The organism is Lactiplantibacillus sp. C232 (assembly GCF_023806725.1).
In the GTDB taxonomy this organism is placed as follows: domain Bacteria; phylum Bacillota; class Bacilli; order Lactobacillales; family Lactobacillaceae; genus Lactiplantibacillus; species Lactiplantibacillus plantarum.
This window is the reverse complement of sequence record NZ_JAMSKZ010000005.1, coordinates 32,501-58,661: the sequence shown is the minus strand read 5'-3', so window position 1 is coordinate 58,661 and position 26,161 is coordinate 32,501. Positions and strand designations below refer to the sequence as shown.

At 44.3% G+C, this 26,161-nt stretch carries 22 protein-coding genes and 1 other annotated feature; of the genes, 4 read left to right on the top strand and 18 right to left on the bottom strand.

All coding sequences use genetic code 11. The annotated features are described in order from the left end of the window. Nucleotides 1-140: 140 nt before the first annotated feature. The 4 genes from MZO41_RS06565 to MZO41_RS06550 all read right to left on the bottom strand — a co-directional run bounded on the left by MZO41_RS06565 (nt 141) and on the right by MZO41_RS06550 (nt 4,675). The gene (locus tag MZO41_RS06565; RefSeq protein WP_003641969.1) at nt 141-344 is read right to left on the bottom strand and encodes a hypothetical protein; all 204 of its coding nucleotides are present in this window, start codon (nt 342-344) and stop codon (nt 141-143) included. Nucleotides 345-728: 384 nt separating this feature from the next. Further along, nucleotides 729-1,913, bottom strand: a complete 1,185-nt coding sequence (locus MZO41_RS06560; protein WP_011100995.1) for a cation:proton antiporter — start codon at nt 1,911-1,913, stop codon at nt 729-731. 44 nt (nt 1,914-1,957) lie between these two features. After that, entirely contained in the window at nt 1,958-3,334 is a 1,377-nt protein-coding gene (brnQ, locus tag MZO41_RS06555) for a branched-chain amino acid transport system II carrier protein (protein ID WP_011100994.1), read from the bottom strand. A 165-nt stretch (nt 3,335-3,499) separates the two neighbouring features. Further along, nucleotides 3,500-3,779 (bottom strand) — a binding site (T-box leader). An 80-nt stretch (nt 3,780-3,859) separates the two neighbouring features. After that, complete coding sequence (locus MZO41_RS06550) at nt 3,860-4,675, bottom strand: Cof-type HAD-IIB family hydrolase (protein ID WP_003641966.1); 816 nt, start codon at nt 4,673-4,675, stop codon at nt 3,860-3,862. A gap of 159 nt (nt 4,676-4,834) precedes the next feature. On the opposite strand from MZO41_RS06550, the gene MZO41_RS06545 reads away from it, so the two are divergent. From MZO41_RS06545 to MZO41_RS06530, 4 genes are all read left to right on the top strand, one after another. Then, on the top strand, nt 4,835-5,707 hold the full coding sequence (locus MZO41_RS06545; RefSeq protein WP_058906758.1) for a helix-turn-helix domain-containing protein: 873 nt from the start codon (nt 4,835-4,837) through the stop codon (nt 5,705-5,707). A gap of 70 nt (nt 5,708-5,777) precedes the next feature. Next, nucleotides 5,778-6,569, top strand: a complete 792-nt coding sequence (locus tag MZO41_RS06540) for a Cof-type HAD-IIB family hydrolase (protein WP_011100993.1) — start codon at nt 5,778-5,780, stop codon at nt 6,567-6,569. A gap of 3 nt (nt 6,570-6,572) precedes the next feature. Then, the gene (locus MZO41_RS06535; RefSeq protein ID WP_003641963.1) at nt 6,573-7,727 is read left to right on the top strand and encodes an MFS transporter; all 1,155 of its coding nucleotides are present in this window, start codon (nt 6,573-6,575) and stop codon (nt 7,725-7,727) included. A 3-nt stretch (nt 7,728-7,730) separates the two neighbouring features. Continuing rightward, nucleotides 7,731-8,348 carry a sugar O-acetyltransferase gene (locus MZO41_RS06530; RefSeq protein ID WP_003641962.1) on the top strand — a complete coding sequence of 206 codons (618 nt, stop codon included), beginning with the start codon at nt 7,731-7,733 and terminating at the stop codon, nt 8,346-8,348. A gap of 381 nt (nt 8,349-8,729) precedes the next feature. Here the strand turns inward: MZO41_RS06530 and MZO41_RS06525 are convergent, their stop codons facing one another. The 14 genes from MZO41_RS06525 to MZO41_RS06465 form a co-directional block, all read right to left on the bottom strand. Further along, a complete protein-coding gene (locus tag MZO41_RS06525; RefSeq protein WP_003641960.1) occupies nt 8,730-9,005 on the bottom strand; it encodes a hypothetical protein in 276 nt (91 codons plus the stop codon). Between the two features lie 1,270 nt (nt 9,006-10,275). Continuing rightward, nucleotides 10,276-10,683, bottom strand: a complete 408-nt coding sequence (locus MZO41_RS06520) for an immunity 63 family protein (RefSeq protein ID WP_003641956.1) — start codon at nt 10,681-10,683, stop codon at nt 10,276-10,278. Nucleotides 10,684-10,759: 76 nt separating this feature from the next. Continuing rightward, nucleotides 10,760-10,906, bottom strand: a complete 147-nt coding sequence (locus tag MZO41_RS16975) for a glycohydrolase toxin TNT-related protein (protein WP_114071742.1) — start codon at nt 10,904-10,906, stop codon at nt 10,760-10,762. A 202-nt stretch (nt 10,907-11,108) separates the two neighbouring features. After that, on the bottom strand, nt 11,109-11,342 hold the full coding sequence (locus MZO41_RS06515; protein WP_134795243.1) for a hypothetical protein: 234 nt from the start codon (nt 11,340-11,342) through the stop codon (nt 11,109-11,111). 407 nt (nt 11,343-11,749) lie between these two features. Further along, nucleotides 11,750-12,136, bottom strand: a complete 387-nt coding sequence (locus MZO41_RS06510; RefSeq protein WP_003641952.1) for a hypothetical protein — start codon at nt 12,134-12,136, stop codon at nt 11,750-11,752. 379 nt (nt 12,137-12,515) lie between these two features. Then, the gene (locus MZO41_RS06505) at nt 12,516-12,794 is read right to left on the bottom strand and encodes a hypothetical protein (RefSeq protein ID WP_003641950.1); all 279 of its coding nucleotides are present in this window, start codon (nt 12,792-12,794) and stop codon (nt 12,516-12,518) included. 111 nt (nt 12,795-12,905) lie between these two features. Further along, nucleotides 12,906-13,169 (bottom strand): hypothetical protein, encoded by a 264-nt coding sequence (locus MZO41_RS06500; RefSeq protein ID WP_003641949.1) that lies wholly within the window; start codon nt 13,167-13,169, stop codon nt 12,906-12,908. Between the two features lie 43 nt (nt 13,170-13,212). Next, nucleotides 13,213-14,130: a hypothetical protein gene (locus MZO41_RS06495; protein WP_003641948.1), complete on the bottom strand. Its 918-nt coding sequence runs from the start codon at nt 14,128-14,130 to the stop codon at nt 13,213-13,215. Further along, a complete protein-coding gene (locus MZO41_RS06490; protein ID WP_041161944.1) occupies nt 14,127-15,926 on the bottom strand; it encodes a pre-toxin TG domain-containing protein in 1,800 nt (599 codons plus the stop codon). Before MZO41_RS06490 ends, MZO41_RS06495 begins: the two co-directional genes overlap by 4 nt. Before the next feature lies 1 nt (nt 15,927). Then, nucleotides 15,928-19,611 (bottom strand): MucBP domain-containing protein, encoded by a 3,684-nt coding sequence (locus tag MZO41_RS06485; protein WP_003641946.1) that lies wholly within the window; start codon nt 19,609-19,611, stop codon nt 15,928-15,930. A gap of 582 nt (nt 19,612-20,193) precedes the next feature. Next, nucleotides 20,194-20,916 carry an MIP/aquaporin family protein gene (locus tag MZO41_RS06480; protein ID WP_003641945.1) on the bottom strand — a complete coding sequence of 241 codons (723 nt, stop codon included), beginning with the start codon at nt 20,914-20,916 and terminating at the stop codon, nt 20,194-20,196. A 14-nt stretch (nt 20,917-20,930) separates the two neighbouring features. Continuing rightward, nucleotides 20,931-22,760 carry a type 1 glycerol-3-phosphate oxidase gene (gene glpO, locus MZO41_RS06475; RefSeq protein WP_003641944.1) on the bottom strand — a complete coding sequence of 610 codons (1,830 nt, stop codon included), beginning with the start codon at nt 22,758-22,760 and terminating at the stop codon, nt 20,931-20,933. A 14-nt stretch (nt 22,761-22,774) separates the two neighbouring features. After that, nucleotides 22,775-24,292: a glycerol kinase GlpK gene (gene glpK, locus MZO41_RS06470; protein ID WP_003643773.1), complete on the bottom strand. Its 1,518-nt coding sequence runs from the start codon at nt 24,290-24,292 to the stop codon at nt 22,775-22,777. 465 nt (nt 24,293-24,757) lie between these two features. Beyond that, nucleotides 24,758-26,089 (bottom strand): dihydrolipoyl dehydrogenase family protein, encoded by a 1,332-nt coding sequence (locus tag MZO41_RS06465; protein WP_003646444.1) that lies wholly within the window; start codon nt 26,087-26,089, stop codon nt 24,758-24,760. Nucleotides 26,090-26,161: the final 72 nt, after the last annotated feature.

Sequence of the window (26,161 nt, the reverse complement as noted above, 5' to 3'; positions counted from 1 at the left end):
AATCGGGGTTGATGTAAGACTGACGTTTACTTTTTCATCCTATGAAAAAATAGCCCAAAATCTCCTAACGAGGTTTTGGGCTATTTTGGCGAATAAATCTGCCATTATTTTGTTTTTCAAAAATTTAAACATAACCTATTCTAGGCATGTCTACCTGTGCAAAATTTCATATAAGGGGCCTTAATATATGCTGTTTCAGTATTATTTTTATGAACAGCTACAAAGCCATTACTATCTGGAAAGTCTATTTTAATAGTCCCTTCTTTACCTACTTTATATTCATAGACATTACTATCTAAAAGTTTCGAACCATTAGAAAATTCAAAAGATATAATTTCTTCCATATTTATCAAGCTCCTTCTGATATCACCTATCCACCAATTATAGCTTTCGGAACCAACGTCGTCTTCTTTTTATAATAGTTACTCCCCACCATATCCTTACCATCCGTTACCTTTTTCATTTTAGCATAATCCAAGATTCTTCAGTCAATTCTTAATTACCTTCCACACTTTTAATATAACGCCTACCCGATTTATTGGACGATATTTCTACAACCGTCATATTTTTAGCTATTCTCGTACAACCCACCACCAACACCACGACAGTAAGTCAACTCACTAATGTACCACCCTCGCTCATTCCGTTAAATCACACAGGTTCAAAAAAACGCCGTAGTCCATACTACGGCGTCCAAGCGGCTCTTAACTTCCGCCCAATCTATGTGGTTAATGCTCTTCTATGATGCTATGTGTTGCAGTCACCTGACCGGCACGATGAATGGCATTCTTTAAGACGAACGGGGCAATCATCGTCACCACAATGATGACCAAAATAATATCCGAATAGTAATCGTTTGATAGTAAGTGCGCTGAAAACCCAATTTGTGCCGTTATCAATGCCATTTCACCACGCGAAATCATACCGGCACCGACTAAGTAATTACTATGGCGACTGAACCCATTTAACTTCGCGCCCAGTCCACAACCCCACAACTTAGTTAACACACCGAGCACCGTCATGACCACGATGAACGGTAGCGATTGCCAGACCCCTTTGAACGTCATATTTAAACCCACACTGACGAAGAATAATGGAATAAACGTCGTGTAGCCCACTGGTTCAATACTAACGTCCACCACGTGTTGGTAATCAGTTTGTGCAATTGCGACTCCGGCGAAGAAAGCACCTATAGCACCACTCAAGCCCACTAGTTCTGCCAACCATGCCAACGCTAAACAAATAATAATCGCCATAATAGTTGGACTGGCAGCCATCAACAGATGATCACTCAAGCGCATCAGATACGGGGCAACCCACTTAATCACGATGAAGACCCCTATGAAGAAGCCAACCTGTTCCAAGAGCACGATACCGAGATTAGTCTGGGCAACGCCACTCTGACCACCCATCATTGCAATCATGATACTCAACAGAATCACCCCGATAATGTCGTCAGCGACCGCTGCCCCTAGAATCGTGGCTCCTTCCTTAGTATCCAACACTTTAAATTCCTTTAGTACCTCCACGGAAATCGAAACCGACGTGGCTGAAAAGATGACACCGATAAACAGTGATTCAAACCAGCTAAACTGAAAGAAGCGACTCGCAAGCCCCATAATAACGACTGGAAAGATCACTCCAATAATAGCCACGATAATGGCAGGGCGTAAATACTTACGTAAAAGTGCTAAGTTGCTTTCCAGTCCACCGATAAACATCAGTACCACGACCCCAATATCTGAGAACGTTTGAACTAAAGTCGTTAAATGGACCCAGTTAAGTAGTGCCGGCCCTAATATCACCCCGACCAGAATCTCACCAATCACGGCAGGAATCCCCGCACGGTGAGCAAAGTGCCCAGCGAGGGTTGTCGCCAAAATCAACAAACAAAGTATTCCCAAAAAATCCATGTGCTCACCCATCCATCAAAAGTCTTACCATCTATCATACACCTTTAGTCCTGGCTCATCTTGTAAGCATGGGCGTTCTGGAAGCGGCGCGCATAGTGCCAGCCCAAGCCGATCAGTAGACCAATAATGGCGGGAAGTGCCCAATCAAATCCTAGTTTAGCTAATGGTAAGTAGCGTTGATCCCATGCAAGAATCGTTTGAACCCATCCTAACCGAGTAATCAGGGCTGGTGCAGCACCTAGACCATCAATGAACGCTGGAATCAAAGTTAACGCCGTCGTCCATCGATAAACGAGCGGATCACGATGAAATAGCGGTGAGGCAATCGCTAAGATAATCAGTGTAATCGCCAACGGATACAGGAACATCAGCATCGGCGTCGACCATGCAATAATTTGATCCAACCCAATATTAGCGATGAGAAATGAGGCCCCACAGGCCAAGCGGTTCCAAGCGCGATAACTGATTTTAGGAAATTTAGCGTGCAAGGCTTCCGCAAACGACGTCGCCAAACCCACTGCCGTTGTCAGACACGTCAAGGTCGCCATAATCGCTAAAACAATCGCACCCGGCGTGCCCATAAAAGCATTGGCAATCTGACCAAAGGCAATGCCACCATCCGCAGACAACTTAAATTGCGATAACGACGTCGCGCCAATCCAGATCAGGCCAAGATAAATGACTGCTTCTAAACTAATACTCAACAAACTAGACTTGGCGGCCGTCTTAGCAATCGCTCCGGCATCCCGTTGACCAAGGCCCCGAATCGTGGTGACAACTGCAATTCCGAACAACAAGGCAGCTAACGCATCCATCGTATTATACCCTTGCAAAAAGCCGTTCAAGAACGCGCCGTGTTGGTAGGCCGCGGTCGGTGTCGCATTCGTGGTCCCTAACGGCCGGCTGAAGGCAATCCCAAAAATTAAGGCGAGCAAAATCAGAAAAGCTGGGTTTAACAATTTACCGATCGTATCGACGATCCGGGTGGGCCTACGAGCTGCCCAGTAAGTGATACTGAAGAAAATCAATGAGTAAGCTAATAAATACCACTGTGCCTGTGCCGAACTCACATGGCTAGCGATGCCAATTTGAAACGGCGTAGTGGCTGTCCGCGGCGTCGCGAACAAGGGTCCCAAAGTCGCACAAGTCAGTACCATAAAAATCGTCGCGTAGCGTTTACCAATTGGCCGCGCTAGCTCATAAATCCCACTACTGTGCGTCACACTGATGGCGATAATTCCTAACAGTGGCAATAGTGTCCCTGTCAGCAAGAATCCCCAACCAGCTGTCAACCAATTGGCCCCCGCTAGCTGCCCTAAGTGAATTGGGAAAATCAAGTTGCCAGCCCCAAAAAACATCCCAAAGAGCATTGATCCAATAATGATGTAATGTTTGATTGTTAATTTTCGCGTTATTTGCATAGTCGTCTCTCCTCCGTTAAGCGTCGTTCTCATCAACCAGTTTGAACAATCACTAGTAAGAGCACTCGATACAAACCACCATCACTACTTGTTAAGCGCATTGTCTCCATCCTCTCAACTGCCATGGGACTAAAAAAGCGTCCTTACAAAATCATCAATTGATTTTGTAAGGACGCTAACGCGTGGTACCACCTTAATTCGTCACGAACCGCAGCTCGTCACCTTTGCGCGTACGGCCAATTACCAACACCGATGACGGGTTTCCCCAAACAGTAATGTTAACTGACGATACGTTGGCCCGTTAATGGGGGCACCCAGCTAACACTCCAGCTCGTCGCATTAGCAGTTCTCAGGCTACTTTCCAGCCAGGCTCACCACCGCTTCACACCATCCAGCGGCTCGCTTAAGATTACCCTGACTTTACTCTCCTGATCATCACGTTTAGTCTCATTTATTTTTAATATTTGCAATCATAAACTCATTGCGTAGTCTTGTCAACTGTTTCGCTAAAAATAATCATCCGAGTTAATCCGATAATGCCCACTGCCGAATCGCAGCTGCGACCCCGTTCGCATCATTAGTAGCCGTCACGTGATCAGCGTGTGCCTTAGCAATATCACTGCCATTGCCCATCGCGACAGCTGTTCCGGCGAAAGCAAACATTGGCAGATCATTCTGTTCGTCTCCCAGTGCCATCACTTCGTCCGGTTGTATTTCCAGAGCTGCCGCTAAATCCTGAACTGCCTGCCCCTTGTTGACACCAGTATGCATCAGTTCCAAGAAGTTAGTTGCCGCACGTACCACGTACAGGTCCCGACCAAAAGTCGTCTTAACTTGCGCTTCTACGGCATCGAGTTGCGGGCCTTCACCTACAAAGACCCCCTTGGCAATTTGAAAATCAGCTGGTAAATCGTCAGGGTCTCGAATCAACAGCCCAGCTTTGTTTTCCCACGCCTGTACAACTGTGACCCAGTTAACATCGCGGTCAGCTGTATAGATCGTACTGTCCGCATCGAGCACGTTAAAGGGCACGTGATGTTGTTTTCCAAACGCGGTTAATTGCCGATAGTGCGCATTATCCACTAAATGTTTGGCGACGATCCGGCCAGCAATGCTCTCGATTACAGCACCGTTATACGTAATCACGTACTGGTCATCACCAGCAAGGCCTAACGCATCTAAATAATGTTGCGCCCCAGCAAGTGGCCGGCCGGTACACAAAACCACCTTAATCCCTTGGTCGTGGGCTTCCTTAACTGCCGCAATCGTACTTGGTAATAATTGCCCCTTTGAATCCAGAAGCGTGTCATCAATATCAATCGCAATTAATTTAATTGTCATGGGTTTTCGTTCCTTTCAACTGCGAATACGGTTACAATTAAGTCATGCCACCGCTCATCGCGAACTATAATTCTAATATAGCATAGCGCGTCAGCCATCAAGGTTGATTTTTGAAAGGAAGCGGTGCGATTTTACAAAATCTTGAAGCGAGGTTTAGTGATGAAAATCTTACACGAGACGGTCCAGACAATTCTCCGCCTCCCCTTTAAATATTACGAACATGATCCATTGACTGATATCAACGTTGCCCCACACTGGCACCAAGGGATTGAGTTAAATTATCTCGTCAGCGGTACGACCTTAAAATTCGTCACCGATGGACAGACGAATGAATATCGGCCTGGTGACCTTTGGACTACTAATCGACGCGTGGTTCACAGCGCTAGTGGGCCCACCGAAGTTGACTGGGTAGAGTTCGGCATCATCATTGACGACGATTTCTTACAAACTCAAATTCCGGCAAGTGCGAACTGGCAATTGACATTGAACGGCGCGGCCTCATCGAAAACTCACCCACAAGCCTACGCCGATGTCCGCCAACAATTAGTCACGATTCACGACCTGTTGACGACCCCCACGACCGATCTGCTGAGATTACAAATTCTCAGCCACTTTTACCAGTTACTTGTCACTCTGGGTCAAACGTTTACCGTTCCTCTGACTGCAACAACGGTCAGCCCTAACTTGACATTAACGGATACGGTCATGACTGCCATCAATCAACATTACGCTGAGCCCATCGATGGTAATACCCTTGCCGAGCAATTTCACGTTTCGTTGACCACTTTGAATCAGCAATTCAATGCAAACGTTCAACTATCCGTTAACCGATACTTACGACTGATCCGATTGATGAACGCCCGTCGCCTCCTGTTAGAGACCGACCATAAGATTGAATATATTGCCATGCAATGCGGCTTTCCGAATAGTAAGACGTTCAATCGGAATTTTAAATCTTGGAAGGGTATGACGCCTACTGACTATCGTCAAGCCTATGCCCGGTATCACCGAATTGATACTAGTTGCCTCTAAAAATGTCCCTTCGTGATCTGAATTTCGTGGTAAGCTACGGCTATCAATTAAACGACGGGAGATTTTAACCATGATTAAATTAATGGCAACTGATATGGATGGCAGCTTTTTGCGTGACGACATGACTTACGACGAAGCTCAATTTGCACTGCTTTATCAACAATTACAACTACGGGGCGTACGGTTCGTGATTGCAAGCGGCAATCAATATTTCCAACTCAAGTCCTTCTTCAAGGACTATCCTGAGATGATCTACCTTGCTGAAAATGGGGCTTATATCCGCGATGCCGACCACGTTTACGCACTTAACGCCTTTCAGCCAGACGCAATCCAGACGATTCTGAATAAGATTCAAACCATCCCGGATTTAAAGCTACTGGTTTGCGGTGCCAAAAGTGCCTACACCCTAACGACCACTAATCCTGAGCACGTGGCGCAAATGCGACATTATTATCATCACTTAGCCGTCGTTGAAAGTTACGACCAGCTTGATGATGACATTATGAAGTTCGCCATCACATGTCCACCAGAACGCACCACAGCGATTGTGACGCAACTACGCGAGTTACTGACGGGTATCGCCGAACCAACCAGCAGTGGTCATGGCGACATCGACATTATCCAACCCGGCATGAATAAGGCGGCTGGCTTAGCGCAACTCGGACAGGTTCTCGGAATCGACCTCGCAGACATGGCTGCATTTGGCGATGGGGGCAATGACCTAGAAATGCTCCGGGAGGTCGGCTGCGGCGTTGCCATGGCGAATGCTCAACCAGCCGTGACAGCCGTAGCCAACGCCACGACAGGTACAAACCAAGAACAAGGCGTCTTACAGTGGATCAAAAACTGGTTGGAGGCGTAAGCCATGCAGCCACGGTTGACCACCACCATCAGTATTCTTAGCCTCTCCACTGTAACAGGCATCACTACCGTTATTACAGGAATCATTCCCCAGCTCAAACGGACCTTTCCCACCGTCCCGACTACGCTGATTGAATGGCTCGTCACCATCGCCAACTGTAGCGCATTGATTACTTTGTTACTCAACCCCCGATTAACAAGCCGGTGGGGATTACGGCCAATCGTGATTAGTGGACTCTTGATCAGCGCCATCATGGGACTGATTCCCGCTATCACGACTAACTTTACCGTAATCATGGTCAGTCGGCTCGGATTAGGATTAGGCGTCGGCCTCTTTTCACCACATGCCATCAGTTTGTTGACCCACAGCTTTACAGGTGATTTACGGGCCCGACTGTTAGGTTACCAGACGGGCCTCTCAGCCCTAGGTAACGCGATATTGCTAGGATTAGCAGGCCTGCTGATCAGTCTCAGTTGGCATGCCGTCTTTTGGCTATACGGGCTACTGGTGATTGTTGCTGGGGGCGTGGCGTGGTTCGTACCGGAACCCACTGTTCCATCAACAACGACTAATCACGCACGCACTGAAAAGACACAACTACCACGGCACCAGTGGACGTTACTAGGACTTACCTTTATCACCTATCTACTCATCTGGGGCGTTCAATTAAAGCTGCCGAGTTACTTTAGCGCCCGTCATTTTGGTAACGCTGCCACTATCAACTTAACCTTAGCAGCCATGAACATCGGTGGCTTGCTGGCTGGTCTCACCTTTGGCTATCTATACCGCTATTTACACCGGTTCACCTTAACCTTAGGCTATGCCGGAGCAGCTATTTCAGTCTTAGTATTATGGTTGGCATCCAATGCAACTGTGGCTATTGGCGCTGCCGTATTTTTCAACTTTATTTACTCGTACACCGGGCCATATTTGGTCTTCACTAGCAATACTGGCCTGGATACCATTCAAGTCAACGTCCTGAGTAGCTACCTGACGATTGCCACCATTATCAGCGCTTTCTTTGCGCCACTGGTCTGGAACAGTCTCGGCCAACTTGGGCCGCAGACGCTCACCGCCAACGTTCTCATTTGGATTATGCTCATTTTAGGTGGCTTAGCCTTGATTACCGGCAGCCATCATCCACGAAAGGAAGTTTAATTAATGACCAATAATAACGATCGTCTTCATACTGGCGAACTCTACTTACCTAACGACCCTGAACTTGAAAAACGCCAATTTGGCTATCTCGATCAGCTCTATGATTTCAACCAAACTCGGCCCAGCGAACTAACCAAGCGCCAAATTCTACTTAGCAAGATGTTCGCAGAAATCGGCCCGAAGTGTTACATCGAACCACCGTTTCACAGTAACTTTGGTGGGCACCATGTCCACTTTGGCAAGGGGGTTTACGCCAATTTTAACCTAACACTGGTAGATGATACCCATATTTACGTTGGCGACTATACGATGTTCGGCCCCAACGTGACAATTGCAACCGCGGGCCATCCGATTTTGCCATCATTGCGCGAACAAGCTTATCAGTACAATATGCCAGTTCATATCGGCCGTAACTGTTGGTTCGGCGCAGGTGCCATCGTACTACCCGGTATTACGATTGGCGACAATGTCGTCGTTGGCGCTGGTAGCATCGTGACCAAAGACTTACCTGATAACGTCGTCGCCGTGGGGAATCCCGCCCATATCTTGCGACACATTAATGATCACGACCGTCTGTACTACTTTAAAGACCGCCAGATTGATCCTAGCTTGTTAAATTAGTGGTTTCAAAAAATCAGTCCATCGCATTCTCTGCCTTTATCACGGCAGAATACGACGGACTGATTTTTAATATGCATCAAAATAATTAATTCTCGTTCATTTTTTGCCAACACCTTAGCAACGTTGATCGTTGGCAACGCCACAGTTGGGTATTCATTTGATAACTGCTATCCTCAACAACATAGCCTTAAGTTTAGAACTGCCATTACGCTGCCTCGCTCTGTTTTCCGGCATTCGTGGCAATTTCAGCACTGCTCTTAGATGTTTTTTTGAAAAGCCTTGATTGCTGCATTAATTAGATAGATTTTGGTACCCATCACTTGTAAGTACCTAAGAAGCCCAAAACGCGTGCTTCATCAGCGTTCTGAACCTTTAACCAACTTATTTTGTTTTCTGCCTATTAAATCGTTGTCGTCCCCAAACAAACAACAGGACATAGATAACGGTAATCACCAAATTACCAACTAAACTGGTTATCAGTTCTCGAACGCCTTCACCCAGTACTAACACAAAGACTAATCGGACGATAAAATACCCAACTGGTATAACACTACCGACTATATTCGACTTGTTACGCTTCCCTAAAATATAGCTCCAATAACCCAAGCCAATTGTGATTACCGCCGTAATCAATCCAATTACAATAAATACCAGCATGTATTATTTCCTCTCTCATAACTCAACTTGTCTAAGATTTTCTATAAAATAACCGAACCTACTGTCTGATTCTTGATTGTTTTATTCTTCATTATCAAGTATAAAGAATATTTTCTTCTCCCCATATAAAATTCAAAACTACTATTGCTAGTAATGACAGCCTCATATTCGAACTCATATATGTTAATAATAGGGTTAGCTTTGGATATGCTTCCATATAAAAATAAAATCACCGTTTTGAATATCATTGTATAGAAGTAACTGTTACATTTACAATGTTCCTACTAACTGAATTGATTTTAATTTCAATAAAAAGATTATTCCTTATTAATAAATCTATTCAAGATGCTTTGAATCACCAACCACAGCAAATATCTGGTTATCAAGCAGGCATAGATATTCTACCAAGTCTTGATTAAATCGATCATTGTTTAAGAATAGGTCGAGCGTTCGCCCTCCAAAGATGCTAGCAGTTTTGTTCCAGCTTTCCTACATTTGTTCCATTCACTAGCATCTTTAAGTGCTTCTTCACACCAAAGCGCCTTATTCTTACTCATATCCTCTAATTTTTCATCAATGCTCAGGAACTGCTAATACTGTTTTGTAGTTATCCAAGCATTTTCAAATAATTTCTTTGCATAATTTAATGTAATATCAGAAAAATCCGAAGCTAGTTCATCAGCGACCGAAAAACCTTTTAATTGTTTTATCTGATTCTCTGGAGACATTGAAAACTATTGAAGATTCTCGATAACCCTGTCATATAACATTGTCAACTTTTCTACGTCTTCAGTCATCATTTCACAACCTTCCCATTCGTATAAATCCTAATAATTCCATGTTCTGGAGAAGAAACTTTATAATAAGGTGAAACGCCATGGTGACCACCAGGGTGATATTGAATATACCTTGAGCTTCCTTTAATTTCTTCTGGAGGATTCATACTAAATCTTCTACCATTATTTTATTTTTCGCGACTTTACTTAAGAAGTAACCAATATTCAGCAATCATCCACTTTGTGCGCTCTTACTCAACACAAGAATATGGTACCAACGAGAACTAGAATCAATTAATTGGGGAGCTCATACTCAAAGATTATTCGTTGTTTTCTGACCATTATTAGTTCTCAAGCTATCCTAAACACCTCGAGCCAGTAGCTACATCAAATTCTTAGTTACTAATTAGCAATAAGATTGCTACCAGACTTTGATTAACTAGATTACTTGCTTAGTCTGAAAGTGTTGTACTTGATCTGGCAGTTCAGAATACCTATAAAGGGGATGTTTTCAATATTTCACTAATTTCTATTTCTCCAGCTTTCTTATAGTTTTCACCTACTATACTTAACAGACTTAATTTTTTATCAAAAATAATTTTTCTTTGACTTTGATTTGGTAAAATATGCGTTCTCATATATCTTATTGCTAACGTATCTGTAATAGAACTAATAACCCAATATGTTATTTCAAAAAGATTATCGGTCACATTATGCTTATTTTCTGTTCCTCGCTCACTATACACAAAATGGTATCGCTGACCATCCGAATAAATATAAAAACCATCTTCACTTCCATGCTTGTTTTCCAAGAAATTGTATTCTTTAATATTAATATTTCCCAGCCTGGAAACTCTTTCTAATATATAAATTTTCAAATCTTCCGTTGATAGTTTAAACATTACACCACTCCTATTTTGTTATTAACTCAATATATCCTCCCTTAACAAGTTCTTCAATAGACATAGAAAGTTTGCTTTAAATTCCCCCACTTGGCATACCAAACCAAGGCACAACTTTTGCTCGTTCAACATTTGGAATTTTCTTAATTACTCTATATACAGAGGTATCTGTCCCAGGTTTCAGAGAAAGTTTTTCTGAAGGCGTCCCAGTCGTCCCCGACATAGATAACGGTAATCACTAAATTACCGACTAAACTGGTTATCAGTTCTCGAATGCCGTCATCGAGTACCAGTGCAAAGACTAACCGAACGATAAAATACCAACACGTGTTGTTTTCTCCCACACAACTCAACCAATCTAAACTTTTCTATAAAATAACCGATACTCGGTAATTAGTCCTCGTCGAATATCGGTTTAGTCCACATTACTTATTAGCCAGGCACTTCCCCCAAGCAGATAAACCATAGTAAGCCAAACTGAATAACAAGCTACCAACTAATGACGATACTAGGCCATGTGTCGTAGTTTGTATCATCACAGCTAAGATTGCTCGAACGGCAAAGTAAGCTACTGGAATAATGACATCTACTAAATTAGTTTGGGTCCTTTTTCTCAACCAATAACTCCATAATCCTAATCCCAGCGTAATTCCTATGATGACTGCTCAAAAAATGATAATCATTGTCATTTTTTACTATTTTCGAATACCTTTACGAGGTCCAACATCACCTTTTCCATTGCCATACCCATCACTGTCTTATCCAGCAAATCATGGATATGGTCCAGAACATTTAAAAGCTGCAAATTTCGATAATAGCTAAGAATTTTCAGACTTGTCATAAGTGATTAGCACAATGGTATACCATACTAATCGTGAAACACGGGACTAACCAAAGCCACAGTTGAACCAGAAACTCATACCCAAGGACCAATCGATGCGCTCCTGAACCATCACTGGTCTTCAAGTTATCCAAAACCATCTGGAATGGGCTAATCAGCTAAAATCCTGATTAAGAACGAGTTGAAAGTATTGTACTTGATTTAATAACTCAGTGATTCCTGTTTTTAAAATGGATCTTTATTTATTATTTCAACTTTAAGACCTTTACTAGCAATAATTATTGGTGCTGTGTCAAAATCTTCAGCATTAATCTTAAATATATAATTTCCTCCTTCTACTTGGTATTTATCGATAATTTCCCACATTTCTTTACCTGCCGCCAACTCTATAAATGGCTTAGAATTATTTAAGTTCCAATACAGCAAACTAGACAGATAATAAGTTTTCCCGAAATCAATGTTAATGGCAAACTCATCATATGAAGTATCTATTCTACCTGCTACAACAATATCTCCACCATCCACACTAGCAAATTCAAAATCCATCCATAAACATTTTTTTAAATAATTGTTAACCTTTAATATTTCTGAATTGATTTCTTCTATATTCATATTTCTCTACTCTTTCTCTATTTACCGACAGGGATATGGGTATTCTTAGCAGCTTTAGGATTAAATCTGAACTAGACTACCACCTTTATTGAACTTTATTTAGTACGCTCTCATACCACCAATTCTCATCAACATCCATATGTTCTACCTCACTTCTTTGCTTTCCTGAGACAGGCACAGAGTTCAGGGATGTCCAAGCCACACCTGCTAAGCATAAACACTTCTTACCGGTAACGGCAACTTTCCCCGTAATCATGGTATAAATATCATTATACCTAACTAGATTCGTCAAAAACGAAATGATGCCTTTATTAATACCGGTAACAGTCTAAAAAGTCCAGAACGCATGCTTCATCAACGTTCTGGATCTTCAACCGAACTATTTTGTTTGCTTTTGCCTATTGAGTCGTTGTCGTCCCCAAACAAACAACAGGACATAGATAACGGTAATCACTAAATTACCAACTAAACTAGTTATCAGTTCTCGAACACCTTCACCCAGTACTAGCACAAAAACTAACCGGACGATAAAATAACCAACTGGTATGACACTACCAACTAAATTCGACTTGTTACGCTTCCCTAAAATATAGCTCCAATAACCCAAGCCAATTGTGATTACCGCCGTAATCAATCCAATTACAATAAATACCAGCATGTATTATTTCCTCTCTCATAACTCAACTTGTCTAAGATTTTCTATAAAATAACCGATACTCGGCATTTAATCCTTGTCGAATATCGGTCATCTCAATCTGACTAATTTATGTTACTTATTAGCCCGGTGCTTCCCCCAAACAAATAAACCATAGTAAATCAAACTGAATAACAAGCTACCGACTAATGACGATACTAGGCCATGTGTTGTAGTTTGTGTCATCCAAGCTAAGATTGCTCGAACGACAAAATAAGCTACTGGAATAATGGTGCCAACAAGATTAGATTGATTCCTTTTTCCCAGTAAATAACTCCAGTATCCCAAACCTAGGGTAACCGCCAACAAAAATAATCCAATAACCACAATAACTAGCACTAACTTACCCTCCAAAATGATTGTCTTTTAATGACATTGATACTTACTCCATTACTTGATGAACTGCCGTTAACCAATTCTGCCAAACCTCAGTCTGAACACGTTGGCTGTGTGGCAGATACGCTGCCTTCCAGAGATTACAACTCAATTTACGTACAGGATGCGTATGCAGTGCATTGTCCGGAAATTCAATTTCAAAGTAATCCCTTACCATTAAGAAGGCCTTCAAAATATCTAATAGCTTTTTATTACCAGAGCATCTCAAAAACTTCCCCTTCCAATAGCGATATTCTTCATTATTTTCACTGATAGCTCTATTTTGCTGCAAAAAATTACCCAATTCACTATCATCACTAACCTGATAATAATGCTGTAAAAATTTCACAAACGCATAATACGACTGTGTCAAGTCCACCTTTTCCAGACTGGGCCCCATCGGAATTTCTGGTCGTGGCGCTGGCAAAACCTTGGCAATTGGAAATTGATTTTGCCGAAAACCCTTTTCCTTTGGATTAGGCAATGATTGCCCCGTTTTAAGAAAGGGCGATTCATTGACTGGCACAACATTAGGATTCGTAATCCAATTAACAGCTGCGACCCAATTTTGCCACACGGGTTCCTGATTTCGTTGAGATTCTGTCATCTCACAAATTATTCTAATGTTATACGTCAAGCTTCCTGATACTGGTGTCGTTGCTGCGATATCCGGCAAATACTCATTCACAAACTGCTTGACAGCTTGAAAACTCTCAAACACAGTGTGATTTTCGTTGCTCACGTCGCTAAAGAACGCGTGCCAGTCTTCCGCAATTGCTTGATCAAACAATTCACCATCGTCACTCCAAAGTGTGACACTCCCCAATAGACTTCCAAGATCATCATCTTTGCTTGCCCAATAATAAGAGTCCAAAAACTCAGACATTGAAAAGTAACTTTCCTGTTCACTCAATCTTTTTGTCAAGGTAATTTCACTCCATTCTTGATATACCAAGAAACTTTATGCATTCCATCTTTCATAACAGGAACTGGTCGGCTGTTAATACCACCATCAGTTATTTTACCATCACGGACTCTAACCCAAATTTGCTTATTATCTTTGATAGTCTCTGCATACCAGTCATTACCATGGATATCCATACGTTTAAAATTAGATTTACGCTGCGCTACCCTAAGCAAAGTATCATCATGTTCCTGTGACCAGTTTGGAAAATGCCCCTCTGTATTTTTGTAAATATGGTTCCTTATAGTCTTACTTTCATCGTCTTTGTCAAAGTGAACTTTTCCAATTCTATTTTTTAACTTAGCTTTTGCTTTAGATAATTTTGTACCGGCACGATGGGTTGCCTCATGCTTTGCTTGACCTGTTGCTCGGACATTTTTCACATGCTTGGCTGCCTTCTCTCGCTCAAGCTTAGCTTTTGCTTTGGATAACTGTGTGCCAGCGCGATGGGTTGCCTCATGCTTTGCTTGACCTGTTGCTCGGACATTTTTTGCATGTTTGACTTTTTTAGTTTTACGAGCCTTCTCAGCTGCCTTTTTCGCAGCCTTTTTGGCGGGCTTTCGTTTAGCTAGCTTCTCAGCCGCCCGCTTCATCGCCAGTTTAGTTGCTCGAGCGGCCCGTTTGATCCGGCCACCATTCTTCGCAACTTTCTCGGCCTTCTTAGCAGTTGCCAGAACCTTCGCGGCCTTTGCTAACTTAGCGACTTTCGAGACAGGCACAAAGTTCAAGGCTGTCCAAGCCGCTCCTACTAACCGCGAGCGCTTCTTACCGGTAGCGGCATCTTTTCCCGTAATCATGGTATAAATATCATTATACCCAACTAGATCCGTCAAAAGCGAAATGATGCCTTTACTGATACCGGTCTTACGACTAAGCGTGGCAATTACAGCACTACCTTTGGATGCATGCTTTTTCGAAGATTTTTTCTTGTTAGACTTGCCGTGCTTCTTAGATGATTTCTTCTTACTGGATTTACCATGCTTCTTGGAAGATTTCTTCTTATTGGACTTGCCGTGCTTCTTGGAAGATTTCTTCTTGTGCGACTTGCCATGTTTCTTGGAAGACTTTTTCTTATTGGACTTACCATACTTCTTAGAAGACTTCTTCTTGTGCGACTTGCCGTGTTTCTTGGAAGACTTCTTCTTATTGGACTTGCCGTGCTTCTTGGAAGACTTCTTCTTATTGGACTTGCCATGCTTCTTAGAAGACTTCTTCTTGTGCGACTTGCCATGCTTCTTGGCCGCTTTCTTCTTGTGCGGCTTCTTATGTTTCTTGGCCGCTTTCTTCTTGTGCGACTTCTTATGTTTCTTGGCCGCTTTCTTCTTGTGCGACTTCTTATGTTTCTTGGCCGCTTTCTTCTTGTGCGACTTCTTATGTTTCTTGGCCGCTTTCTTCTTGTGTGACTTTTTGTGCTTCTTGACCGCTTTCTTTTTATGGGCCTTCTTATGTTTCTTAGCGGCCTTCTTCTTATGCGACTTTTTATGACGCTTTGGCGTTTTTTTCTTATGCCTTACCGCAACTTTCCGCCGATGCGGTGCTTTACGGTGGACGACTCTGCGCTTAGCTTTGCGATGTGCACGATGAGACTTCTTGGCGTGACCACTAGCGCTATGTCGCACCTTATGCTTCCGAGTGTGGGTCACACCACGGCGATGTGCGGAGACTGTGTCGACCGAGCTGGAAAAAGCCGTGAAAACTAGAACAAACACCATTAGGCCAATGAGGATTTTTTTAAGAACCTGGCGTAATTTTATCATATTAGTCACGCCCTCGTTTCTTAATAACCATCGTAATCGCTACAGTGAGTAGCAACAAACCCACTCCTAGCCAGACCAACCAGGTCGCGACCGCGGAGTTCGTTTTAGGCAAAATTTGGTTCAAGATTGGATGTTGCTTCTTGAACGCCGATCGTTGCTTATCACGACTTGCCGCTGCAGCACTTGCTGAGGTTACACTTGGAACTGACGCACTTGCCGTCGTAGCCCGCGACTGCCGTGGCGCTGTAGAACTGGTAGCGGCTGCGACAGTTGCTCGGTTAGCCTTGGTCGTTGGCGTGGATGAAGCCTGCTTCGTATTAGCTTTAGTTGGTACTGACGATTGACTAGTGACCGTGCTAGAGCTCACTGCTTGACTGCTACCATTAACACTATTCGACTGAGTTTGGCTGGAACGAGCTGCGGCCTGTTTATCCACGTCAGCCGAATCACTGGTCGTACTTGAGCCTGATGAACTTTCTGGATGACTACTTTCACCCGAGCTAGTTGAATGACTTGATTGGCTCGCATCACTGGTACTTGCCGAACTAGTCGAATGGTCGACTGCACTTGATGCTGTACGGCTACTATCACTACTATTAACGCTCGGCTCACTAGCAGCACTCTCAGAGCTGGTCGTCGCACTACTTGCTGGTGCCGCAGTCACATCATTGTTTTCGGCTGCCCACGCATAACCTGAACCCAATGTATAGGCCATTCCTTTATCACCATCATAAGTATCTAGGTAAAAACCGTCACCATCGGCCCCACCATCAACTTCTACAGTTGTATCTGGCGACACATAGAGATTTTGTTCCCCTTGATCAGCCTTCAGCGTTCCTTCATATAATAGTTTGCCATTTTGAGTCAGACGCGCCCGGGTATTCGTGGCTTGCGCAAGGGGCGTCGCCGCGCTGCTTGGATTATTGTTCGGCGAAACACCTTCATCATTACTGAATACCGGATCATTGACTGGCACGCCTTCCTCAAAAGAAGCATCCTCATCCAAGACAACTGGCGTCGAATTGGGTTCTGCAATCAATGCTTGTACCGCTGCACTCGTATCACTATTGAGACTGCTCGAAGTTTGAGCGCTGCCTAGTGCACTACTTGTGTTTTGATCCTCAGTAAATGGTGACTTGAAACCCAGCCCACTGCCAGTAGTTGTTCCAGTGGTCGTATCACCGGTATTGGTTGTTTCACCGTCAGTAGTTTGACTAGTGCTTGATGCCACACTACTATCCGTCTTTGAATCAGCACTTGCACTAGTACCCGACTGGCTTGTAGCCTCAGTGTCACCTTGACTATTCGCTGAACTTGCATCGACACTACTGGACGCGTTCGTTGCGTTGGTCGAACTACCAGCAGTTGATTCATTAGTCCCAGTTTGGTCAGTCGCTGTCGTACTTGTCGACTGATTACTACCAGACTGACTAGTATCAGTCGTTGTCTTGGACTCAGTCGTTGCTGCTTGACTCGGATTAATTTCTTTTTGTGCGGTAACTTTCAACCCATTCAATAATCCTAAGTCGTATTGTTCGCCAGTCACCATTGATTTCAACCCGTCAACCGTGTTGGTCTGCTGGCTCTTAGTGCCATTCGCGTTAGTCACCGTGGTCACTGTCTTGAGCTGACCACTTTTATCAAAAGTCGTGACCGTTTGCTCTGCGCCTAACACTCTAGTCGCAGTCACTTGGCCTTGATCATCAACCTTAAAAGTGACAGTCTCATTCTTAGATAATTCAAACGTATACTTCGAATTATAATCAAAGACTAAGCTGTTATCTTGGGTACCGTTCGTATCACTAGCCGCAATCGCAACTTGAGCCGCATCCTGATTATATTTGACCGTAAAACCACTATCGTTGGCATAAATCTGCGAGACAGAACGGACATTATGCTTCGTATCTTGTCGTACTAAAACACTACTTTGATTACCAACGTCAACCCACTGCCCAGTCGTTGGTTGGTAATAATAATTGACCGTTGTTGGCTTTTCCGTTACCGTTCCCTGGGCATTCGTCGGTAAGCGATCAGTATCAACTGTGTACAAATCTTCGAAATCAGTTGCCTCGGTCGTGTAAGTATCACCATATAGACCAGTGACATCCAATTCGTCCAGCTTCTGCCCATCCGTTAACAAGTAATTGACATGAATGTTGTATGGCAACGGATCATAATACATCACGGCTTCTTTGGTAGTCTTGCTAGCAGTGCCACGGGTATGTTCATCCAATGTGGCATTACGCTTATATCCAGTTATCGTTTTGACCTGCTTAGTAACATCATAAGCTTTCCCGTAACCAACTTTGACTGTTTCATCAGGAGCAACCTTATCAGTAGAATCGGTCATGTAATGATGTACCGTGATGGTCGCTTGATTGTCAATGGTATTGGTGACGGTATTCGACGTCTTAATCTGCTTATCTATTGCCGTTTGACCAGTTGCCGTTACTTTGGCCTGGTCATCAACATCATCACTGAACTGGACTTGAGCCTTAAAGTGATAGGTCTCACCTTTAAACGGTAGCGATTTAATGCCCGCGTCCGTCAGATGCCATTTCACTTGATGTGTTTTTTCATCATAGCTGACTTGGTAGGCAGTACTAGGTAATGCTTGGCCAGCATCATTAACGACTTCGCCTTTAGCGTACTTAGCGTTAGCCGGAATCGTAATATTTTCTGACCAATCTTTATACTTGGTCATTAAATCCTGATCCAAAACATTGACTTTTTGTTGTAAGTCATACGTTAACGTCCGGTTTTGCTTGTCAGTGGCACTTTGTGTGGCACTCAAAGTGGGCGTCGCAATGGCGGGCGTCCCCAGCGTGATCGTACTAACGTTGTAGACTGGTTGTAACCATGAATTACCACTATTAACACGGGTCGTCCCGTAGATAAATTCCAGCTTCGTCCCACTGACCCCAAAAGTTGCAGCCGTTGACGAGGTATATGGCCAGCTCGCATCACGCGCTGTTTGCCCAGCCATGACGAGTTGTCCTCCACCGAGGGGATTCGCAATTTGCTTAACAATCGAGTTTTCAACAGTATAAATCTTACCAGCCCCTAAGTAAGCCGTATATTCAAAGCCGGTTGACGTCCCCGCTACCGGACCATCCAGACTAGATAGCGTAATGAACGCGTTTTGAATATTGACCGCGGCATGCGTATCAGCGTAATAAAATTCATAGCTCACATTGAATTGGGCCACATTTGACATGGTCGTGTCCGAAGAAAAGCCCGGACCAATTTGAAACGCCCCGTCAGTCTGTTTCATTCCCGACGGTGCCTTGTGGCTGTCGTCGTGAACTTTAATATGTGAGATTGTTACTTTAGCAGTGACTTCCTGACCATGGAAAGTTCCCACTGTCCCATAGGTTGAAGTAATCGTATCACTGTCTTTCACCTTATGTATGAGCACACGTTGCGCACCGTTCTTAGGTGTTAGACTGCCACGATCTCCAGCATTATTCGTGATTCCTTGTAAGGCCGTGTCATTTTGCTTGATGACTAGCTGATTGACCAGTGGGAGCGTGCCCCCGTTGCCTGGTAAGACCGTGACCGATGATGAAGCATCAACCACCATGATATTTTGTGACACACCCCAGAAAGAGATGACGACCAGTAATGGCAACAACCAAACTGGCAGGCCATTACGATGATGTTTCCCCGTGTTTTCCGTATACATGTTTAACCCCTTTTATCTAACTATCACTTATATAGTAAAGCGACCCAACTAACTACTCATAGCAGGTTAACATGTATTTTGTTAAAAAACAATAAATATTTTTATATTAATATCAATATACATTGACATTTTCAATTGTATAAATTCTTTACGTATCATGCTGATTTTTCTACCCTAAACCATGGTTAAAGCTTGCCATACTAAGCACAAGAGCAATCAGCTTAGATCAGTTGGAAAAGTACAATTTTGTATAAACTTGCTTATTTAGCTATGGCTTTCTTCCGGTTTAGAATAAGGTCCGCATTTACTGATAATCAGTAATTCAACTAAATTGGTACGTTTTAATCATAATTAATGCAAAATAGCACCTAGTCTATCAAATATTAAGCCTTTTTTCTGCTAATCGAAGACTACCCAACTGAAAGGTATTTTATATGTTGCCAAACCATAAAATTTTAATTAGCAGATGTCTTTTGCTCAGTTAATGAAAGCATTCATTTCACCCATTACTCACAAATAAAACCGTGAGGACTGTTGTCAATTCCAACAGTCCTCACGGTTTATATCAAATCAGTCATAAAATTATGGCAATACATTAAACAACAGTGCGCCTAACGCACCACCAACCAATGGTCCAGCGATTGGCACCCAACTGTAGGCCCAATCAGAAGTTCCTTTATTGGCGATGGGCAATACCGCGTGCGCAATGCGGGGCCCTAAATCCCGGGCCGGGTTAATTGCATACCCGGTCGTTCCACCCAGAGACAGCCCGATAGCGATAATCAGAATTCCGACAACAATCGGGTTCAATCCCGCCGTAAATTGGCCTTTCGTGAAGGCTAACAAGCCAAAAACTAGGACGAACGTTCCAATCACTTCACTGATAAAGTTCCAGAAATACCGCCGGATACCAGGACCGGTTGCAAAAATGCCGAGAATCGCGCCAGCATCCTTAGTTGCTTGCCAGTGTGGGTAGTAGTGCAACCAAACCACGAGGCCACCAATCACCCCACCAGCAATCTGAGCCGCACTATATGGAATCACGTAGGCCCATGGGAACTTACCGGCCACTGCCATTCCTAGTGAGACCGCCGGATTAAGATGTGCGGGGCTCATAAAGCTGGACGCATAGACGCCCATCGTGACTGCAAATCCCCAACCTAAGGTAATCGCGACCCAGCCCGCATTTTGCGCTTTGGATTTATTGAGTGTTACCCCAGCTACAACCCCATCACCTAACAGAATCAAGATAAAGGTCCCGAGAAATTCCCCCAACAATTGTAGTGCTAATGGATCTTTCATCATGACCACCCCATTCCTTAGCCCTGCTTCAGTGCTGTTAAGTCCGATTCAGCAATCGTCTGATTCAATAATTCGGTTTGTGCTTTGACCGTTGCAGTATCCCAACCAAGGTAATCGGCCATTGTCGCTATGACGCCATCCTTTAAGCTATCCAGCGTATCTCGCATGAATAACAAGTGGTTAGTGCGCCGCAGCAAGTAGTCGACTGGCGTCAGGGTCATTTCTTCATCCAAAGCATAACGTAAGCTAATCGTTTCGGCTAAACTCAGACCATGCGTCGGTTCAACTTTACCAATCAAACTAAAGACCCGCGCAGCATTGGAACCGTACATATTTGCAATCCGCAACGCTTCATCATTCGTCAAACCATTATCCGTCCCTTGTTTAGCATAAAATGCAATCGTTGCATCCACGTTGTGCGGATCAATATCGCCACCAGAAACGGGGAGGTTCTTCGAATTGATTTCATTAAAGTGGGCGTCATACTTATCTGCTAAAATCTTGGCAATCAGCGCCATGGCACCCGCAGCCATTTTACGGTAATCAGTAATCTTCCCACCAGCAAGGGTCAACAGCCCGTCTGGACTACTAGTCAACGAACTACCGCGTGAAACCGCTGACGGACTGAGTTTGTCCTCTGCCAAGGAAGTTTCCAAGTCATTCAGGACACTTTCGACATCTTCACGACTGGCTTCCTGACTTTCAAACTGATCAACAACCTTGATAACTTCCTTGAAGCTCTTATCACTGATTTTCCCTGAATTACCACCGTTATAATCGGAACTACCGTTAGCGGCGATCAGTGGCCGCAATCCGGCCCAACTAGCCTCAATATCATCTAAGGTGATTTTGGCAGTTGGAAAACGACGGTTGACGATTTCCAACAAGTAATCAACATCTTCTTGCGTAACGGTCGGGTGTTTCAGATCACCATGATAATCCGTATCAGTCGTTCCGAAATACGTCTTGTTTTCACGTGGCACCACGAAAATCATCCGGCCATCTTGATCACCAGAATCAAAATAGGTTGGTTGTGGCACTGGGAGTTTCTCAGCATCAACGACTAAATGTACACCCTTGGTTGGCCGCATCTGGGATTGATACTTTTCAGTATGGTCCATCTTACGAATCGTGTCTGACCATGGACCGGTCGTATTGATGACGATTCGGGCATGAATCTCGAACGATGCACCAGTCAATAAGTCTTCAGCGGTGATACCATTGATCCGGCCATCATCATCATGTAAGAGGCCGGTCGCCTTCACATGGCTTGCCATAATCCCACCATTTTCGTGAGCCTTCTTAATGTTTTCAATCACTAGGCGCGCATCATTATTCCGAAAATCAAGGTAAACACCGCCACCAACTAAATGTTTAGGGTTCAGCTGTGGTTCCCGTTGTAAGACTTCCTCGCGTGAAAGGGTATAATTGGTGAATTTAGGATCTTTAACTTCGGCGAGCTTATCATACAGATCCATCGCCACTTTAACAGAAAAGAGGTCGAAGGTCGCTCCCGTCTCATCATAAATCGGTAATAACATTGGGTCGGGCTTAGGAATGTGTGGCGCAATCCCCTGGACGACCGCCCGTTCTTTAACGGTATCGGCGACTACCCCCACGTCAAATGTCTTTAAGTAGCGAATGCCCCCATGGACCAGTTTCGTCGACCGTGATGAAGTCCCTTCTGCAAAGTCTTGCATATCGATCAACCCGGTCTTCATGTTCATTGCGGTTGATTGAATGGCGACACCGGCACCGGTAATCCCACCACCGATAACGAGTAAATCTAACGTTTCATTTTGTAAGCGTTCAATATTTTGTTGACGCGTCGTTGCTGAAAATGCCATGTTGTTGTCCTCCTCTATTTTCCTGCGTGGTATGGGGTGTGCTTAAAGACTTGGGTCGCTTTAACCGCTGCCTGCCATCCCTCGTATAAGTTCGTCCGTTCAGCTGGCCCCATCTCAGGGTCAAAACTCGTGCCGGGCTTATATGACGCTTTTAATTCTTCCAAATCCTGCCAATAACCAACGCTAAGCCCGGCCAAGAAGGCGGCACCAAGCGCTGTCGTTTCCAGATTAGCAGCCCGCATAATTTGCGTATCCAAGATATCCGCCTGAAATTGCATCAACCAGTCATTACGAGCAGCGCCACCGTCAACTTTTAATACTGGAATCTCAATACCGGAATCTTTCTTCATTGTTTCAACCACGTCCCGCGTTTGGTAAGCCAATGCTTGCAAGGTTGCTTTAATAAAATCTTCACGAGTCGTGCCACGCGTCAAGCCAAAGACTGAGCCACGTGCTTCAGAGTCCCAATATGGTGCCCCTAAACCAGTAAAGGCCGGAACCACATAGACTTCATTTTCATTATGCGATTCGCGCGCCGCCCGTTCAGAATCGGGAGCGCTTTCAACTAGGCGAATCCCATCACGCAACCACTGAATCGCTGAACCGGCAACGAAAATTGACCCTTCCAAGGCGTAGTACACTTTACCGTTGATGCCGTAACCGATCGTGGTCAATAGATTATTATCGGATAATTGGGGTTTTTCACCGGTGTTCATCACGATAAAAGCCCCAGTCCCGTAAGTATTCTTCACGGTTCCCGGTTCAAACGCCAGTTGACCAAACAAGGCCGCTTGTTGATCACCAGCCATCCCACTAATTGGAACTTCCGACCCAAAGAAATGATAGTCCTTGGTCTTGCCATAAACTTCAGAATTAGTGCGAACTTCTGGCAACATCGCCGCTGGAATATTTAATAATTGCAAAATCTGGTCGTCCCACTTCAAATCATGAATATTGAAGAGCATCGTCCGACTGGCATTGGAATAATCCGTCACGTGGGTGGCCCCACCGGTAAGTTTCCATAGGAGCCACGTATCGATCGTTCCAAAGAGTAATTCACCCTTTTCGGCTCGTTCTTGGGCCCCCTTCACGTGGTCTAAGATCCAGCGAATTTTAGTTGCCGAGAAGTAAGCGTCTGTGACGAGTCCCGTATGTTGATGAATCAAATCACCATAGCCATCTTTAACCAGCTTCTCAGCAATCGGCGCGGTTTGCCGTGATTGCCACACGATTGCGTTATAGATTGGCAAGCCAGTTTGCTTGTCCCAAACGATGGTTGTTTCCCGTTGATTCGTAATTCCAATACCACTAATTTGAGCGGGTTTGATTCCCGATTCAATGAAGGCATTCGCAATAGTAGACAAGACAGCATTCCAGATTTCATTGGCATTATGTTCGACCCAGCCCGGCTGCGGGAAATACTGTGGAAATTCCCGTTGTGAGTCGGCCACTTTATGGCCCGCATGGTCAAAGATAATGGCGCGGGTACTGGTTGTCCCTTCGTCAATTGCCATAATGTACTTGTCGGTCATGGTGTGTCACTCCTTAGTCATAACAGTTTTATGAAAACGCTATCATAATTGATGATTGAATCATACCATGTCGCGACCGTTTTGTGAATAGATTTGCATAAATTAAATTTTGCACAATTGAATTTACTTTAAAACTAGTTTGTACTATGTCACAGTTCGATACTGCCATAGCAAGCATCGTAGCATTTAAGCAATCGCTTCTAGTTCTATAAAATAATTAATTTACTAACATTAGTGCCACCGCGACGAGCTACAATTTTGACATTTTTTCACAGTACTTACACGCCAAGATAGTCGCACAACGAAAATGACGACCGTCTGTTTGCGACATCATTTGGCCTCCGTATTCCACTCCAAACGCCGGTCAAACAAAAAAAGAGTGGCCGGTCATTCCTGGTCACTCCGTTAGTGCTGACATATTCAGTTAAGCTGAATAGCTGGACTTTGATTTAATTCAACCACACATTAATACAAATATTGTAAGTCACTAGCCGGCGTTGGGTAAGCCAATACCAACCGTTGTAAATCTGGTAAAGTCACGTGTTTTTCAATTAACAACGTGAAGTAGTTAATCATCTCGTCGGCAACATCACTTAGAAGGGTAGCACCCACAACCTGCCCACTCGCTTTAGCAACCACTACTTTAGCTTGGGCTTGTTGTGCGCCAAAGCGGTAATAAGTGAACCACTTCGTCATATCAAGTGTATTGACACGATACTCATCTGGATGCTCAGTCGCCACGGCCGCGCTGATCCCGACTTGCGCTAACTTGGGCGCTGCAAAAACCTGCGTTGGCACAACGGGATACTTTATGGCTGCGCCAGGATGCGTCAACTCACCGACCAGATAACGCGCTTCAAAACCTGCAACTGGCGTTAACTTCGGTACCGGTGTATCGCTGACATCCCCAATGGCATAAATGTGCGGGTTGGCCGTCTGCAAATGATCGTTGACTTGAATCCCATGCCGATCAAAGGTAACGCCCACGTTGGCTAGACCTAACTGGTCCGCGTTCGGAATCCGTCCCGCTGAGCTGATGACCAGATCCGTTGTCAGCTCGAAATTATCAGCTGTCAATTGTAGACCGGTCGCCGTTTTAGTAATTGCTTGGACATCCGTATTCAAGTCAAACGTGATTCCATCAGCCGTCATTGCGGCCATCAAATCCTTAACCAAATCTGCATCAAAAGCTTTTAACGGGCGGTCATTATGATGAATCACGTGCACATCAGCGCCAGCGGCATTCGCAATCGTCGCCAATTCAAAGCCTACGTAGCCACCACCTACAAATGTCACGCGTTTAGGCATCTGGTCCAAATCTAAGAAGTCAGTGCTCGTCTTAAAGTATTCGTGCCCGGTAATCGGTAGAATCGCTGGACGCTGACCAGTAGCAATCACGTAATCAGTCGCACTGACTACTCGATCCCCGACCGCTAACTGATTGTCGGATTGAAAGTGTGCTTGGCCATGTAACGTCGCAATATCTTGCCCCGTTAGTCCGTTCAACGTCCCATCGTTGATGCCATCCGTATAGCCTCGTTTATGCGCCATCAGTGCTGGCCAATCAATTTTGGGCGCGCCAATCAGGCCCTGCCCTTGTAAATGTTGCGCCGCTTGTCGCGCTTCGACGGCGCTTAACAGGATTTTCTTAGGGTCACAACCGCGGTTAGGACAAGTGCCGCCCCACAGATCCGCTTCAACGATCAACACTGTCTTGCCCTGGGCCTTTAATCCGCTAGCCATGGCATTGCCGGCTGGTCCGCCACCAATCACAACAACATCGTACTGTTCCGCCATTCGAAATTCCTCCTTAAATTCATTAGCGACCATCAATTATCACAACCTAGTGTAACTGATTCATCCTTAATT

Excerpts from the sequence above, each read along its gene's own strand:
- MZO41_RS06565 (WP_003641969.1), bottom strand. The coding sequence starts at position 344 with ATGGAAGAAATTATATCTTTTGAATTTTCTAATGGTTCGAAACTTTTA.
- MZO41_RS06560 (WP_011100995.1), bottom strand. The coding sequence starts at position 1,913 with ATGGATTTTTTGGGAATACTTTGTTTGTTGATTTTGGCGACAACCCTC.
- brnQ (WP_011100994.1), bottom strand. The coding sequence starts at position 3,334 with ATGCAAATAACGCGAAAATTAACAATCAAACATTACATCATTATTGGA.
- MZO41_RS06550 (WP_003641966.1), bottom strand. The coding sequence starts at position 4,675 with ATGACAATTAAATTAATTGCGATTGATATTGATGACACGCTTCTGGAT.
- MZO41_RS06545 (WP_058906758.1), top strand. The coding sequence starts at position 4,835 with ATGAAAATCTTACACGAGACGGTCCAGACAATTCTCCGCCTCCCCTTT.
- MZO41_RS06540 (WP_011100993.1), top strand. The coding sequence starts at position 5,778 with ATGATTAAATTAATGGCAACTGATATGGATGGCAGCTTTTTGCGTGAC.
- MZO41_RS06535 (WP_003641963.1), top strand. The coding sequence starts at position 6,573 with ATGCAGCCACGGTTGACCACCACCATCAGTATTCTTAGCCTCTCCACT.
- MZO41_RS06530 (WP_003641962.1), top strand. The coding sequence starts at position 7,731 with ATGACCAATAATAACGATCGTCTTCATACTGGCGAACTCTACTTACCT.
- MZO41_RS06525 (WP_003641960.1), bottom strand. The coding sequence starts at position 9,005 with ATGCTGGTATTTATTGTAATTGGATTGATTACGGCGGTAATCACAATT.
- MZO41_RS06520 (WP_003641956.1), bottom strand. The coding sequence starts at position 10,683 with ATGTTTAAACTATCAACGGAAGATTTGAAAATTTATATATTAGAAAGA.
- MZO41_RS16975 (WP_114071742.1), bottom strand. The coding sequence starts at position 10,906 with ATGTCGGGGACGACTGGGACGCCTTCAGAAAAACTTTCTCTGAAACCT.
- MZO41_RS06510 (WP_003641952.1), bottom strand. The coding sequence starts at position 12,136 with ATGAATATAGAAGAAATCAATTCAGAAATATTAAAGGTTAACAATTAT.
- MZO41_RS06505 (WP_003641950.1), bottom strand. The coding sequence starts at position 12,794 with ATGCTGGTATTTATTGTAATTGGATTGATTACGGCGGTAATCACAATT.
- MZO41_RS06490 (WP_041161944.1), bottom strand. The coding sequence starts at position 15,926 with ATGATAAAATTACGCCAGGTTCTTAAAAAAATCCTCATTGGCCTAATG.
- MZO41_RS06485 (WP_003641946.1), bottom strand. The coding sequence starts at position 19,611 with ATGTATACGGAAAACACGGGGAAACATCATCGTAATGGCCTGCCAGTT.
- MZO41_RS06480 (WP_003641945.1), bottom strand. The coding sequence starts at position 20,916 with ATGATGAAAGATCCATTAGCACTACAATTGTTGGGGGAATTTCTCGGG.
- glpO (WP_003641944.1), bottom strand. The coding sequence starts at position 22,760 with ATGGCATTTTCAGCAACGACGCGTCAACAAAATATTGAACGCTTACAA.
- glpK (WP_003643773.1), bottom strand. The coding sequence starts at position 24,292 with ATGACCGACAAGTACATTATGGCAATTGACGAAGGGACAACCAGTACC.
- MZO41_RS06465 (WP_003646444.1), bottom strand. The coding sequence starts at position 26,089 with ATGGCGGAACAGTACGATGTTGTTGTGATTGGTGGCGGACCAGCCGGC.